Origin of the sequence: Burkholderia sp. COPS, from assembly GCF_019425585.1 — a bacterium.
Lineage (GTDB): Bacteria > Pseudomonadota > Gammaproteobacteria > Burkholderiales > Burkholderiaceae > Burkholderia > Burkholderia cepacia.
Window position 1 is genome coordinate 1 of the sequence record NZ_WIXR01000043.1, and the last position, 14,128, is coordinate 14,128.

Consider the following 14,128-nt stretch of genomic DNA (forward strand, 5'->3'; position numbering starts at 1 on the left):
ACGGCGGTGGCCATGGCAACGGCGATGGCGGCGGTCACGGTAACGGCGGCGGCCATGGCAGCGGCGACAGCGGCGGCCATGGCGACGGTGGCAACGGTGGCCACGGCAATGGCGGTGGCAACGGAAATGGAAACGGCAGTGGCGGCGCCGGCAATGGCGGTGCCAACGGTGTCGGCAATGGCCATGGCAGCGGGAACGGCAATGGCGGCGGTCACGGCAACGGCGGATCCTCCGGAGGCAACCACTGACCTGCCGCGTTGCCCGGCCGGGCGTCGTCAGAGCATCTCGAGCGCGCGCTTGCTGCGTGGCGGACGGAAGTACGCGTCAAGCTGCGCGCGCTCATCATCGCTGAACATGAAATCGAGCGCGGCCCGGTTGTCGCGCACGTGTTCGATGCGCGACGCCTTCGGGATCGCGAAAACCCCCGGCTGCGCGAGCACCCACGCAAGCGCGACGCGCATCACCGACACGCCGTGCTGCCGTGCGATCTCGTCGAGCGGCGAGCGCTTCGGCAGCCGTCCATGATCGACCGGGCTGTAGGCCATCGCCGGCATCCCGTGCCCGGCAAGCCATGGCAGCAAGTCGAATTCCGGGCCGCGCCGCGCGATGTTGTAGAGGATCTGGTTGGTCGCGCACGCGCCGCCACCGGCTTCATCGACGAGCTCGGCCATGTCGGCCGTATCGAAGTTGCTGACACCCCAGTGACGGATCTTGCCCGCGCGCTGCAGCGCTTCGAAGCCTTCGACCGTTTCATCGAGCGGCACCGAGCCGCGCCAGTGCAGCAGATACAGGTCGAGGCGATCGGTACGCAGGCGCTTGAGGCTCGCATCGCACGCGGCAACGACGCCGCGCCGGCTCGCATGGTGCGGATAGACCTTGCTGACGAGGAACACGTCGTCGCGCAGGCCCGCGAGCGCCTCGCCGACCAGTTCCTCGGTCGCGCCGTCGCCGTACATCTCGGCCGTATCGACCAGCGTCATTCCGAGCGCGACGCCTTCGCGCAGCGCGGCGATCTCGTCCGCGCGCCGGGCCGGCCGCTCGCCCATCTCCCACGTGCCCAGGCCAAGCTTCGGAATCGTCTCGCCGTCCGGCAGGACGACCGTGGCGATCGTGTCTGTCATGCGTTCCTCGTTGCGGATTCGTGGCCGCGCACCGCGACCCAGGCATGGAATACGACGCATCAGTGTAGTCAATCGGCGCGCGATTCACCTATTGCACGGCAAAAACCGGCTATAACGGCGCCACGCGATGACTTAGAATGGCCGCACCCTGATCGATACCCACTCCATGAAGGCATCCACGGACGACCGCTGGCAGGACCTGCGCCCCGACCCCGACAACGACACGCCGCTCTACCTGCAGCTCGCCCGCAAGCTCGGCGACGCGATCCACGACAACCGCTGGACAGCCGGTGAGGCATTGCCCTCCGAGCGCGTGCTGTCCGATGCACTGGGCGTATCGCGCATCACCGCGCGCAAGGCGATCGCGCTGCTCGTCGAGCAAGGCCTGATTCGCCGCACGCAGGGCGCCGGCAACTTCATCCAGCCGCGCTACGAGGATCCGCTGTCGCGGCTGTCGAGCTTCAGCGAAATGCTCGAACGGCGCGGCTTCAAGCCGAGCTCGCAATGGATCGCACGCGAGATCCAACCGGCGAACCGCGACGAAGTGATCCAGCTCGGGCTGTCGCCGGCCGCATCGGTCACGCGCCTGAAGCGCCTGCGCCTCGCCGACGGCATCGTGATGGCCGTCGAGAATTCGACGTTTCCCGCGACGCTGATCCCCGATCCGCAGGCAATCGGCGGGTCGCTGTACAGCTATCTCGAAGCGCGCGGCACGCCGATCGTGCGCGCGCTGCAGCATTTCCGCGCGGTCAACGCGACCGACGAGATCGCCGAGCAGATGGGCATCGCACCGCACGACGCGCTGCTGCTGATCACACGAATCGGCTATACGTCGGACCAGCGCGCGATCGAACTGACCGATACCTACTGCCGCAACGACTACTACGACTTCGTCGTCGAACTGCGCAAGTAACGCCGGCCGCGCCGCCGGCGCTTACAGCCAGCACGCGTCGTCGGTGCCGAGCGGCACGGACGGGCGCGCAAGCGACGGCGGTGTCACCGATAACCGCTCGGCGGGCCGCACCGCGTCGAGCATGCCGAACGGCGACGCGATGCGCTCGATCCGGTCGCATACATCGGTGCGCGCGAAATCGGGTGCCTGCAGGCCGTCCGGCACGATGCCGAACGACTGCAGCCAGCGGCCCGTCTGCGCGAGCGACAGTCGCACGTGCCAGCTTCCCCCTTCGCGTGCCCGGCGCGCGAGCGCGATCATCGTGCCGAACGCCGCGAGATAACCCGTTGCATGATCGAGCGCCTGGCACGGCAGGTGGCGCGGCGCGTTCGCGTGCGCGGCCTGCTGTTCCTGCCACGCGATCCCGCTCGCCGACTGCACGAGACTGTCGAAGCCGCGCCGCTGCGCCCACGGCCCCGCATGCCCGTATGCGGAAATCGACACGCACACGATGCCGGGCCGCCGCGCCGCCAGCGCGAGCGGCCCGAAGCCGCGCGCCGCGAGCGCACCGGGCCGGTACGACTGCAGGAACACATCCGCATCACGAGCGAGCGCGTGCAGCGTATCGATGCCCGCGTCGTCGCGCAGGTCGATCCACGTCGAACGCTTGCCACGCCCGTTGTCGATCACGAGCGGCGCGATGTTCGGCAGGTGCGGGCCGTTGACGAGCAGTGTCTGCGCGCCGTGCGACGCCAGCGTGCGGCCCGCGACCGGCCCCGCGATGATCCGCGTGAGATCGAGCACGCGCACACCGGCAAGCGGCTGGCCGGCGTCGCCTCCGCCGATCGGCTCGACGGGCGCATCGCCGATCCGCTCGATCTCGAACAGCGGCAGCGCGGCAATCGCACGCGCCTGCTCGTGCGCCGCCCACTCGTCAGGTGTTCTGATCAATGCGGCGCACAGCCCTGCCTCGGCCAGCGCGGTGTCGAGTGCTGCGCCGTCCCGCATGCGGATCGCCGCGGCGACGTCGTCGCGCCGCGCGCCGCAGCCGAGCACGCCGAGAATCCCCTGCAGGTGATGCGGGAAGTTTGCGTGCAACTGGATCCAGCGTCCGTCGCGCGTCTCGTAGAAGCCCGTCACCGGATGACGCAACTCCGGCGGCGGGCCGTCGTCGACACGCAGATAGCGTTCGCTGCGGAACGCGACGAGCGCGTCGCGCACCGACACGTCGACGGTTTGCGCAACGCCCGTGCGAAGCCGGTGGCATTCGGCCGCCGCGAGCCCGGCTGCCGCGATCGTCGCCGCGGCCAGCGTGCCGACCCGGAAGGTCGACGGCAGCGTCGGGTCCTGCCCCGTCACGGTCGCGCGTGCCAGCGCGTCGGGGTCGCCGTGTGCGAGCCGCCACAGATGCGTCAACGCGAGTTCGGGTGTCATGGCGGGACGGGCCGTGGGGGGAGACAGGATCGAGTCTAGAATTCGCGACCGTCGCGAGCAATCCTGATTGTGCGAATCGGCACCTCGCAGACGGTCGTGGCGCGGATGTATCGCCTGCTCCCCGGCACGCGCAGCCGGCCCGACATCCCCAACGCACGGCAAGTCTGCCGGCATCCTCGGTGCCGGCGTGCCCCTCCATGCGCACGTGAACCGCGCCCCGCTGCGCTCGCTGCCGGGCGGCACGGTCAGGCTCCGCCGCTACCGCGCGGACGAAATGCGGCAGCTCGCACGCCGCCGTGCCGCAGCGAAACGCTCGGGATACGTCGACGAGCATTCGCTCGACCGGCGCATTCCGGCGCCGGGCTCGCCGACCACGCGGATCGCCGATGGCCGCACGGCCGGCCGAATCGCGCATGTGCCCGAGCAATACCAGGACGCACGCCGATCCGCCAGCGCCGGGGGGCTACGTCGGCAGCGATGCGGGCGCGTGACGCCGGCCGTCGCGCCATGCGACGAGCGGCCGCCACCACGCCTGCGCGGCACGCACGGCGGGCGCGTCGAGCGGACCGAACGCGAACGTCGCGCCGTGCGCCCCCGCGCTGACCCAGACGCGCATGCCGGGCGTGAGCGTCAGCGAATCGCCGGCGCCGAGCCAGTGATCGTCGATCCGGCCCTCGATCGTCACCCAGACCTCGCCGTCAGCCACCTCCAGCGCGGTGCGATCGACGATCCGCCACCGACCGGCCGGCTCGTCGCCTTCGATCACGTAAAGTCGCAGTTCGCGCATGGCAGCCTCCTGGTCGCACGGGTCCGATGGCACCAGTATTTCGGACAGCGGCGGCACACGGACAGATACGGCGACGAACACTTTCGGCTGAACTGTACCGGTCGCTCGACGAGGACAGGCGCCCGCCGGCCGGACTTCGCACCGCCGTTGCGCCGAACCTGCACGGCGCGACGGCTTTCCCTACAATGTCGGCTGTCCCGCACCACCGCCCCGCCCCCATGTTCCAGCGCCCGCCTGCCGCCGCTCCCGGCGAAAAGAACCTCACCGTGATGCTCTGGCTCGTCGCAACGGGCTTCTTCATGCAGACGCTCGACTCGACGATCGTCAACACGGCGCTGCCGTCGATGGCCGCGAGCCTCGGCGAGTCGCCGCTGCGCATGCAGTCGGTCGTGATCGCGTACTCGCTGACGATGGCGGTGATGATCCCCGTGTCGGGCTGGCTCGCCGATACCTTCGGCACGCGGCGCGTGTTCTTCAGCGCGATCCTGGTGTTCTCGCTCGGCTCGCTGCTGTGCGCGAACGCGCATACGCTGCAGCAACTCGTCGCGTTCCGCGTCGTACAGGGGGTCGGCGGCGCGATGCTGCTGCCGGTCGGGCGACTCGCGGTGCTACGCACGTTCCCGGCCGAACGCTACCTGTCCGCGCTGTCGTTCGTCGCGATTCCCGGCCTGATCGGCCCACTGATCGGGCCGACGCTCGGCGGCTGGCTCGTGAAGATCGCGTCGTGGCACTGGATCTTCCTGATCAACGTGCCGGTCGGCGTCGCGGGCTGCATCGCGACCTTCTATTCGATGCCCGATTCGCGCAACCCGGCCGTCGGCCGCTTCGACCTGAAAGGCTATCTGCTGCTGACGATCGGCATGGTCGCGATCTCGCTGTCGCTCGACGGCCTCGCCGATCTCGGCATGCAGCACGCGGCCGTGCTCGTGCTGCTGATCCTGAGCCTCGCGTGTTTCGTCGCATATGGCCTGTATGCGGTGCGCGCGCCGCAGCCGATCTTCTCGCTCGAGCTGTTCCGGATCCACACGTTCAGCGTCGGGCTGCTCGGCAACCTGTTCGCGCGGATCGGCAGCGGCGCGATGCCGTACCTGATCCCGCTGCTGCTGCAGGTGAGCCTCGGCTACTCGGCGTTCGAGGCCGGGCTGATGATGCTGCCGGTGGCGGCGGCCGGGATGTTCTCGAAGCGGATCATCACGCGCCTGATCACGCGCTACGGCTATCGCAAGGTGCTGCTCGTGAACACGATCATGGTCGGCGTGATGATGGCGAGCTTCGCGCTGATGCGCGACACGGTGCCGGTCTGGGTGAAGATCGTGCATCTCGCGCTGTTCGGCGGCTTCAACTCGATGCAGTTCACCGCGATGAACACGCTGACGCTCAAGGATCTCGGCACGGGCGGCGCGAGCAGCGGCAACAGCCTGTTCTCGCTCGTGCAGATGCTGTCGATGAGCCTCGGCGTCACGGTCGCGGGGGCGCTGCTCGCGACGTTCACCGGCATGCTGCGCACCGTGACGCCGAGCAACACGCTGCCGGCATTCCATGCGACGTTCATCTGCGTCGGGATCATCACGGCCGCTTCCGCGTGGATCTTCGCGCAACTCGCGCCCGAGATCCGCAGCACCGCGCGCAAGACCGACCCGTCCGAACGCGCGTGACGCGCGGCGCGCGCCGAACCGGGTCGGCGCGCACCATTGCGGTGCAGTGCGGGCCGTTCGATGCGCCGGCGATGACCGACGGCCCGGCCGCGACGCGCCGCCGCACGGGGTACGATGCCGTGCACGCTTCTTGCTCGCCTATTCTCTAGGTAAACTGGCAGTCTTCCTTCGGCCGACATCATGAGCATGATCGAAATCGATCCCCCCGGCTTTCAGCCGCCCCGCCCCATCGCCGGCGACGACGGGAACCGGCGCACCGTGCTGTACGGCGGCTACACCGTGTTCAGCGTGTTCCAGCCCGTTTTCTCGGTGTCGCACCGCCGCGCGATCGGCTATCACGCGTCGCTGCGTGCGCACGACGAGGACAGCCGCCAGGTGGCGTCGCACGAGGTGTTCACGCAGGCGGCGCGGCGCGGCGACCTGCTCGAGCTCGGCCGGCTCGCCGAATCGCTGCATCTCGGCAACTTCCACGCGTTCGACAGTCATGACGAATGGCTCTTCCTGAGCCTGCATCCGGCCGCGCTGATGGACACCGTCTACAGCGACGCCCTGCTCGCGAACCTGAAGGCGCTCGGGCTGCCGCCGCATCGCGTGGTGCTCGAAGTGCCCGAGCAGGCGGGCGGCGAAACGCCGCGCTACGCGGCGATCGTCGACGGGCTGCGCAAGGCCGGCTTCCTGATCGCGCTGGTCGGGTTCGGCGCGAAGCATTCGAACATCGACCGCGTGTGGCACCTGCATCCCGACATCGTCACGCTCGATCGCGGCATCCTCGCGCAGGCAAGCGAGCACTCGCATCTCGAACGGGTGCTGCCGGGGCTCGTGTCGCTGCTGCACGAATCCGGCCAGCTCGTGCTGATGGGCGGGCTCGCGACCGAGCGCGACGCGCTGATCGCGCTCGAGTGCGACGTCGATTTCGTGCAGGGCCAGTATTTCGCGGGGCCGAGCGTCGAACCGGTGCAGCCGCAGGCCGCCGCGGGCTGCATGGATACGCTGTCGGCCGCATTGCGGCTGCGCGTCGCGCAACGCGAGCGCACGCAGGCGGAACGGCTCGCGCCGTACGTCGCGGCGCTCGAGGAAGCGAGCCGGAAGCTCGGCGCGGGCGAGCCGCTCACCGACGCGGCGGCCGTCGTACTCGGGCTGCCCGAGACCGCCCGGTGTTTCCTGCTCGACGCATCGGGGCGCCAGATCGGCGACAACGTGCTCGCGCGCGGCAGCGTATCGCAGCGCGCCAAGCGCTTCCGGCCGCTGCTGCACTCGGAAGGCGCGAGCTGGGAACGGCGCCCGTACTTCATCGACGCGATGCGCGCGCCGGGCCACGTGCACCTGACGTCCCCCTACCTGTCGATCAACGAGGCGCACCTGTGCGTGACCGCGTCGATCGCCGCGCCGGTCGCGACCGGCATGCAGGTGCTGTGCGTCGACATCAACTGGGAAGCGGCACTCAACCGCGAATGAGCGCGCCGCCGCGCCGCGCTCACGCGGCGGCGGCCTTGCGCGCGATCAGCCGGTGCACGCGCTTGCCGGACGATGCGCTGACGACCTCGTGCTCGTCGATCACCTGCGTGCCCGCCTCGAGCGCCGCCCGCATCCGCGCCGCATCGAGCGGCGTGTAAAGGCGGCCGCGCTCGTCGCGCAACGCGCCGTTGCCGGCCACCCGCCAGCTCATGTACAACGTGCCGCCCGGCATCAGGAGCTCGGCCAGCCGCGCGGCGGCGGCCGCCGCATCCGCCTGTTCGAGATGCATCACGACCGTTTCGCACAGCACGTTGCGAAACGCGCCGGACGGCACGCCGGCCAGCGCGGGCACTGCGGCCAGCTCGAAGGTGAGGTCCGGATGGCAGCGCCGCGCCTCGTCGAGCAGTGCGGCGCTCGCGTCGTAGCCGCGCACGTCGAAGCCGCGCGACGCGAGCCAGGCCGTATCGCGCCCGGCTCCGCAGCCGACGTCCGCGGTCGGCCCCGGTGAGAAATACTGCTCCAGCAGCGCGTACATGTCGTCTGGCGCGGCCTGGTCGAGCCAGTCCTGCGCGTATTGCGCGGCGTGGGCGTCGTAGGCATCGAGAGTCGGGCGATCCACCATGGTGACAGCTCCGCATAAGCGTCGTATGACGCACCGCGCATCTTGGCCACAGCACCTGCCGTGCGGCCCCCCACGCCCCGCGCGTCGGCTTGCGCGGCCCCTACGCGGCCCGCACGTCGCCCGCGCGCACTGCCTGCGCGGTCAACTCGGCCCACAGTGCGTCGCCGCGCCAGGCCGGGCGCGCCGCCGCACGTTCCGCGTCATGCATGAGCGCGCACAGTCGCGCATTGACGGGCGCCTGCGTGCCGAAGCGCGCGGCCAGCCATACGACCTCGCCGTTGATCCACTCGACTTCCGTCGCACGCTGCGCCGCGAGATCGTCGGACATCGACGAACGCGCGAGCGGGTCGATCGCGAGCATCCGGCCGCCGAGCACGCGGAACGCGAAATCGGGCAAGTCGAGCACGGCCGGGATCCACGCGGCCGGCAACGGCGTCAACCGCGCAGGCCGGATCGCGGCCCGCGCCAGGCAGTGCAGCGCTTCGCGCTGCGCGAGCGCGACGCAGCGCCGGTACGCACGTTGCGCGAGTTCGTCGCGCAGCGGCAGGTTCGCGAGCGCATTGACCGCGTTGTTCAGGTTGAGCAGGAGCTTCGCCCACTGCACGGCCCGCATGTCGCGATGCAGCGCGAGCGGTAGCCCGGCGCGCGCGAATGCGTCGACAAACGGCGGCAGCGCGGGAGACGCGTCGGCCGCAAGCGCGCCGGCCGAGCCCTGGTGAAACGCGCCGGGCGCGCGCTCGATCACGTTGAACGGCACCATGCCGGCCAGCACGGTTGCTTGCGGCAGCGCCTCGCGCAGCACGTCGGCATTGTGCAGGCCGTTCTGGAAGCTGATCACGACCGTGCCGGGCCGCAGCACGCCGGCCAGCTGCGCCGCGGCCTCACGCGTCGCGGCCGATTTCACCGCCACGAGCACGAGCCGCGCGGCCGCCGCAGCCGCCGGATCGGTCGTGAACACGACATCGGCCGGGGCGAGCGTCGCGCGATAGCCGCGCCGGTCGGTCAGCGTCAGCCCGTGCCGACGAATCGCATCGCCGATCCGTGCGCGGCCGACGAGCGTCACCTTCGCGCCGGCCGCCGCGAGCCGTCCGCCGAGATAGCAGCCGACGGCGCCCGCACCGAATACGCAGACCGGTGCGTCAGACATGCGAATGCGCGCCGCCGTGCACGGGGCCGGCCCGCCGCTCGACTTCGCGGCGCACTTCGCCGCGCAGTCCCGCGAAGAACGCGACCTCGGCGACGACGAACAGCGGCCCGACCATCAGGCCGACCAGATCGTCGACGAATGCGGGCTTGCGCCCTTCGAACCAGTGCCCGACGAACTGGACGATCCAGCCGACGACGAACGCGCCGATGCCGGTCGCGAGCCATTGCGCGGTCGGCAGCAACGCGAGCGCCTGCGCGCCCCACAGGCCCAGCGCGAACAGCGCGGTCATCACGATCCCGAACCGCAGGTCGAGACGCAGGTAGAACACCGCGAACGCGACGGCGAGCAGCAGCGCCGGCGACAGCGCGACGCCGGCCAGCGTCCCGAGCGCCGGCCGCGACAGCAGCACCTCGACCGCGAATACGATCATCGGGATCCCGACCAGATGCGTCGCGATGTTGCGCGCGTCGCGGTGGTAGGCCGCATACTGGGAAAGATGGTCTTCGAGCGTCTTCATCGCGTCTCCTGGTCGGTTGTTGGGCGCTATGATGCGCGTCACGCCCGAGAACCTCTGTCAGCTACCCGACATCGCGTGCCCATGCCCTCTTCGCTCGCCCCGTACCTGCCGCAGATCGAAGCGAACTCGTGGTTCGCCGCGCTGCCGCCCGCGTTGCGCGCGGACCTGCTCGCCCGCGCGGCGCTGCGCCGGCTGCCGGCCGGCCATGCGCTGTTCCGGCGCGGCGACCCGCCGTGCGGGCTGTACGCGGTACTGGCCGGTTCACTCACGATAGGTGCGGTCGATCCGCAGGGCAAGGAGGCGCTGCTGACGGTCGCCGAGCCCGTCACGTGGTTCGGCGAAATCGCGCTGTTCGACGGCCAGCCGCGCACGCACGACGCGATCGCGCTCGACGACGCGCTGCTGCTGCACGTCCCGCAGGCCGCGCTGCTCGCGATTCTCGACGCGACGCCGCAATACTGGCGGCAATTCGCGCTGCTGATGGCGCAGAAGCTGCGCCTGAGCTTCCTGACCGTCGAGTCGATGAGCGTGATGCCGGCCGCGCAGCGGCTCGCCGCGCGCCTGCTGATGATCGCCGACGGCTACGGCGGGATCAGCGCCGGACGCACGCGCGTGCGGCTGTCGCAGGAAACGCTCGCATCGATGCTGTCGATCACGCGTCAGACCACCAACCAGTTGCTGAAGGCGCTGCAGGCCGACGGCATCGTGCGGCTGCACGTCGGCGAGATCGAACTCGTCGATATCGACGCGCTGCGCCGCGCGAGCGGGCTGGGAGACGGCACGCGCTGAGCAACGCGCACCGCACCGTGATGCGTCACCCCGCCACCGCCGGGTTGCGCTATCGTGGCGGCTCGTCCGCTCCCCCATCGCCCCGCCTTGAATCCATCGACCGCCGCCCCCTCCCGCCATCCGTGGCCCGTCTTCGTCGCGTTCCTGCGGCTCGGCCTCACGTCGTTCGGCGGCCCGGTCGCGCACCTCGGCTACTTCCGCGCCGAATTCGTCACGCGACGCGGCTGGCTCACCGAACGCACCTACGCGGATCTCGTCGGGCTGTGCCAGTTCCTGCCGGGGCCCGCGAGCAGCCAGGTCGGGATGGCGATCGGCCTCGCGCGCGCCGGCTACGCGGGCATGTTCGCCGCTTGGCTCGGCTTCACGCTGCCGTCGGCGCTGCTGATGATGCTGTTCGCGCTCGGCGTGCACGCGACGGGCGCGCCGATCGAAGCCGGTGCATTGCACGGGTTGCGCATCGTGTCGGTCGCCGTGATCGCGCAGGCCGTATGGGGTATGGCACGCACGCTGTGCCCGGATGCGCGCCGCGTCACGCTGATGGCCGCGGCCGCGTGCGCCGCACTGCTCGCGCCGGCTGCGTGGACGCAGATTGCGGTGATCGTCGCGGCCGGATCAGCCGGCCTCGTGCTGCTGCCGCAGCCGGCGCGCGACGCACACGAGCCGTTGCCGCTGCACGTGTCGCATCGCGCGGGCCTGCTGTGGCTCGCGCTGTTCGCGGCGCTGCTCGTCTCGTTGCCGTTCGCCGCCCGCGCGCTCCATTCCGATACGCTCGCCGTCGTCGATGCGTTCTTCCGCACCGGCGCACTCGTGTTCGGCGGCGGCCACGTGGTGCTGCCGCTGCTGCAGGCGGCCGTGGTCGCGCCCGGCTGGGTCGGCGATGCGGCGTTCCTGGCCGGATATGGTGTCGCGCAGGCCGTGCCGGGGCCGCTGTTCACGTTCTCGGCATTCCTCGGCGCGTCGCTGCGCGATGCGCCGAACGGCTGGCTCGGCGGCACGATCGCACTGGTCGCGATCTTCGCGCCGTCGTTCCTGCTGGTGGCCGGCACCGCGCCGTTCTGGGAGCGCCTGCGCCGCAGCACGCGGATGCAGGCCGCGCTCGCGGGCGTGAACGCGGCCGTCGTCGGGCTGCTGCTCGCGGCGCTCTATCACCCGGTCTGGACCGACACGATCATGGCGCCGCGCGACCTGGCCGCGGCACTCGTCGCATTCGTCGCGCTGGTGTTCTGGCGCCTGCCGCCCTGGGCCGTCGTGATCGCGAGCGCGGCGCTCGGCTGGGGGCTCGGCCTCCTCGCCTGACCGGGCACGGGCGGCACGTTCCGCTGCGGCAAAAACAAAAAAGCCCTCGAAACGAGGGCTTTTCTGCTGGGTACCGCGCGCCGTCGCGGCGCGCAGGTGCCGGACCTTACGCGAAGTTCTTCGCTGCGAAGTCCCAGTTCACGATGTTCCAGAACGCTTCGACGAACTTCGGACGTGCGTTGCGGTAGTCGATGTAGTACGCGTGTTCCCACACGTCGATCGTCAGCAGTGCCTTGTCGGCCGTCGTCAGCGGGGTTGCCGCGTTGCTCGTCGACACGATGTCGAGCGAACCGTCAGCCTTCTTCACGAGCCATGCCCAGCCCGAACCGAACGTGCCGACTGCGGCCTTCGTGAACGCTTCCTTGAATGCGTCGTACGAACCCCACTTCGCGTTGATCGCGTCGCCCAGCGCGCCCGTCGGCGCGCCGCCGCCGTTCGGCGACAGGCTGTTCCAGAAGAACGTGTGGTTCCAGATTTGCGCGGCGTTGTTGAAGATGCCGCCCGACGACTTCTTCACGATCTCTTCCAGCGACAGGTTTTCGAATTCCGTGCCCGGGATCAGATTGTTCAGGTTCGTCACATAAGCCTGATGATGCTTGCCGTAGTGGTACTGGATCGTCTCGAGCGAGATGGTCGGCGCGAGTGCGTCTTCAGCGTACGGGAGCGGCGGGAGCGTATGAGCCATGGCGATTCCTTCGTTGAGTATGTAGGGGGGCTTGTGTTGAATGCTGCCGAGCGTCCGATTGTAGGCGAGGACGAATAACCCCGCAAACTCACGGGCCATTTATCCGCGGTATGCGGAAAAGCGATGTTCGCGCATCGTCCACAGGGACGAGCCGATACCGCGCAACCGCCGTTCCCGCTCGTTTTGCCCGGTCGCGGCGCGTGCGCCGCTCACGTCAGATCGTATCGGCAAGGCGCGGCTGCACGTCGGCGAGCGACACGTCGGCCGAGCCTTCGGCGAGATGCACGGTCAGGCGGCGTTGCGGCTTCAATGCGTTCGGCGTGCGCACCGCGCGGCCCGTCTGCGCATCGATCAGCGCCGCATAACCGCGCTCGAGCGTGCGCTGCGGGCTCAACACCTCGAGCCTTGCCGCACAGGCTGACACGCGAGCCGTGTCGCGTTCGTGACGGCGCTGCAATGCGAGCGCAAGGCGCTGCGACAGCCCCGCGAGTGCCTGGCGCGCCTGCGACGGATCGGGGCGCGCGCGCTGCCAGCGCAACTGCGCGAGCGCGAACCGCGCGCGCGCGTCGCGTACCGGCCGCGACGCCGCCGACGCCAGCCGCACGGCAAGCTGCTCGACGTGCGTGCGCTGCCGCTGCAGCCGCTCGGCCGGACTCACCAGCCGGCGCGCGAGCCAGTCGAGCTGCTGCGCGCGCTGCTCCAGCCGGCGCTCCATGCCGCGAGCGAGCGCACGCTGGCGCTCGCCGACCTCGCGCAGCAGCAGTGCGCGCTGCGGGCTCGCGAGCTCGGCGGCGCCGGTAGGCGTCGGCGCGCGCAGGTCGGCCGCGAAGTCCGCGATCGTGAAATCGGTCTCGTGCCCGACGCCGCTCACGACCGGCAGTTCGCTCGCCGCGATCGCGCGCGCCAGCGCCTCGTCGTTGAACGACCACAGATCCTCGATCGAGCCGCCGCCGCGACAGACCAGCAGCACGTCGACCTCGCGGCGCGCATTCGCGGTCTCGACGGCCGCGACGAGCTTTTCCGCCGAGCCCGCACCCTGCACGGGCGCCGGATAGACGATCACCGGAATGTGCGGCGCGCGGCGCGCGAGCGTGGTCAGCACGTCGCGCAGCGCGGCGGCCTGCAGCGACGTGACGATGCCGATCGCGCGCGGGTGCGGCGGCAGCGGCCGCTTGCGCTCGGGCGCGAAGAGTCCCTCGCCCTCGAGCTGCGCCTTCAGCCGCAGGAACGCCTCGTACAGGCGCCCCTGGCCCGTGCGCCGCACGGCCTCGACGTTGAGCTGCACTTCGCCGCGCGGCTCGTACATCGTCACGACCGCGCGTACCTCGATCCGGTCGCCTTCACGCGGCGTGAATTCCGCGTATTGCGCGCGGCCACGGAACATCACGCAGCGCATCTGCGCCTGCTGGTCCTTGATCGAGAAATACCAGTGGCCGCTCGCGGCGCGCGTGAAATTCGACACTTCGCCCGAAATCCACAGCAGCGGAAACGAGCGCTCGAGCATCGTCGAAATCGCGCGATTGAGCGCCGAAACGGGTATCACTTCGTCGCCGCCGCGGGTGGCACCCGGCGCGGCAAATGGGGAGTCGGAAGGCATGGACGGTCGGATGAATGCTGGCGGCGACACGATAGTCCGACACGCGCGCGACGTCCAGCGCCGGGCGTGTGCGCGGTGACGCGCGGAAGGTGTCCACACTTTGGCAATCGTCGGCCTAAAACGCCGGAAAA

Annotated in this window: 14 protein-coding genes; 5 read left to right on the top strand and 9 right to left on the bottom strand. The window is 70.2% G+C overall.

What is annotated here, in order from left to right:
* Window positions 1-215: hypothetical protein (locus FOZ70_RS29580; protein WP_219707414.1), on the bottom strand; the 215-nt coding region annotated here is incomplete at its 3' end.
* Window positions 216-275: 60 nt separating this feature from the next.
* Window positions 276-1,121: an aldo/keto reductase gene (locus tag FOZ70_RS29585; protein WP_059816165.1), complete on the bottom strand. Its 846-nt coding sequence runs from the start codon at window positions 1,119-1,121 to the stop codon at window positions 276-278.
* A gap of 166 nt (window positions 1,122-1,287) precedes the next feature.
* Here FOZ70_RS29585 and FOZ70_RS29590 point away from each other — a divergent pair, with 166 nt between their 5' ends.
* Window positions 1,288-2,034: a GntR family transcriptional regulator gene (locus FOZ70_RS29590; RefSeq protein WP_021156386.1), complete on the top strand. Its 747-nt coding sequence runs from the start codon at window positions 1,288-1,290 to the stop codon at window positions 2,032-2,034.
* Between the two features lie 21 nt (window positions 2,035-2,055).
* Here the strand turns inward: FOZ70_RS29590 and FOZ70_RS29595 are convergent, their stop codons facing one another.
* The gene (locus tag FOZ70_RS29595) at window positions 2,056-3,447 is read right to left on the bottom strand and encodes a CoA transferase (RefSeq protein ID WP_176129730.1); all 1,392 of its coding nucleotides are present in this window, start codon (window positions 3,445-3,447) and stop codon (window positions 2,056-2,058) included.
* A 463-nt stretch (window positions 3,448-3,910) separates the two neighbouring features.
* Entirely contained in the window at window positions 3,911-4,234 is a 324-nt protein-coding gene (locus FOZ70_RS29600) for a DUF2917 domain-containing protein (RefSeq protein WP_021156384.1), read from the bottom strand.
* Between the two features lie 218 nt (window positions 4,235-4,452).
* On the opposite strand from FOZ70_RS29600, the gene mdtD reads away from it, so the two are divergent.
* Together mdtD and FOZ70_RS29610 are read left to right on the top strand one after the other, a co-directional pair.
* Window positions 4,453-5,889, top strand: a complete 1,437-nt coding sequence (gene mdtD / locus FOZ70_RS29605; protein WP_021156382.1) for a multidrug transporter subunit MdtD — start codon at window positions 4,453-4,455, stop codon at window positions 5,887-5,889.
* Between the two features lie 180 nt (window positions 5,890-6,069).
* Complete coding sequence (locus tag FOZ70_RS29610) at window positions 6,070-7,344, top strand: EAL domain-containing protein (RefSeq protein WP_021156380.1); 1,275 nt, start codon at window positions 6,070-6,072, stop codon at window positions 7,342-7,344.
* Between the two features lie 19 nt (window positions 7,345-7,363).
* Here the strand turns inward: FOZ70_RS29610 and FOZ70_RS29615 are convergent, their stop codons facing one another.
* The 3 genes from FOZ70_RS29615 to FOZ70_RS29625 all read right to left on the bottom strand — a co-directional run bounded on the left by FOZ70_RS29615 (window position 7,364) and on the right by FOZ70_RS29625 (window position 9,630).
* On the bottom strand, window positions 7,364-7,966 hold the full coding sequence (locus tag FOZ70_RS29615; protein ID WP_219707415.1) for a methyltransferase domain-containing protein: 603 nt from the start codon (window positions 7,964-7,966) through the stop codon (window positions 7,364-7,366).
* Between the two features lie 100 nt (window positions 7,967-8,066).
* Entirely contained in the window at window positions 8,067-9,113 is a 1,047-nt protein-coding gene (locus tag FOZ70_RS29620; RefSeq protein ID WP_219707416.1) for a 2-dehydropantoate 2-reductase, read from the bottom strand.
* Window positions 9,106-9,630: an Mpo1-like protein gene (locus tag FOZ70_RS29625; protein WP_021156377.1), complete on the bottom strand. Its 525-nt coding sequence runs from the start codon at window positions 9,628-9,630 to the stop codon at window positions 9,106-9,108. Before FOZ70_RS29625 ends, FOZ70_RS29620 begins: the two co-directional genes overlap by 8 nt.
* Window positions 9,631-9,711: 81 nt before the next feature.
* Between FOZ70_RS29625 and FOZ70_RS29630 the strand changes: the two genes are divergently transcribed.
* Window positions 9,712-10,419, top strand: coding sequence for a Crp/Fnr family transcriptional regulator (locus FOZ70_RS29630; RefSeq protein ID WP_069253748.1), 708 nt, complete (start codon window positions 9,712-9,714; stop codon window positions 10,417-10,419).
* 87 nt (window positions 10,420-10,506) lie between these two features.
* On the top strand, window positions 10,507-11,715 hold the full coding sequence (chrA, locus tag FOZ70_RS29635; protein WP_193094921.1) for a chromate efflux transporter: 1,209 nt from the start codon (window positions 10,507-10,509) through the stop codon (window positions 11,713-11,715).
* A gap of 106 nt (window positions 11,716-11,821) precedes the next feature.
* Here the strand turns inward: chrA and sodB are convergent, their stop codons facing one another.
* Both sodB and xseA read right to left on the bottom strand, forming a co-directional pair.
* Window positions 11,822-12,400: a superoxide dismutase [Fe] gene (sodB, locus tag FOZ70_RS29640; RefSeq protein ID WP_011352986.1), complete on the bottom strand. Its 579-nt coding sequence runs from the start codon at window positions 12,398-12,400 to the stop codon at window positions 11,822-11,824.
* A gap of 214 nt (window positions 12,401-12,614) precedes the next feature.
* Window positions 12,615-13,997 (bottom strand): exodeoxyribonuclease VII large subunit, encoded by a 1,383-nt coding sequence (xseA, locus tag FOZ70_RS29645; protein WP_048026554.1) that lies wholly within the window; start codon window positions 13,995-13,997, stop codon window positions 12,615-12,617.
* Between the last annotated feature and the right edge of the window lie 131 nt (window positions 13,998-14,128).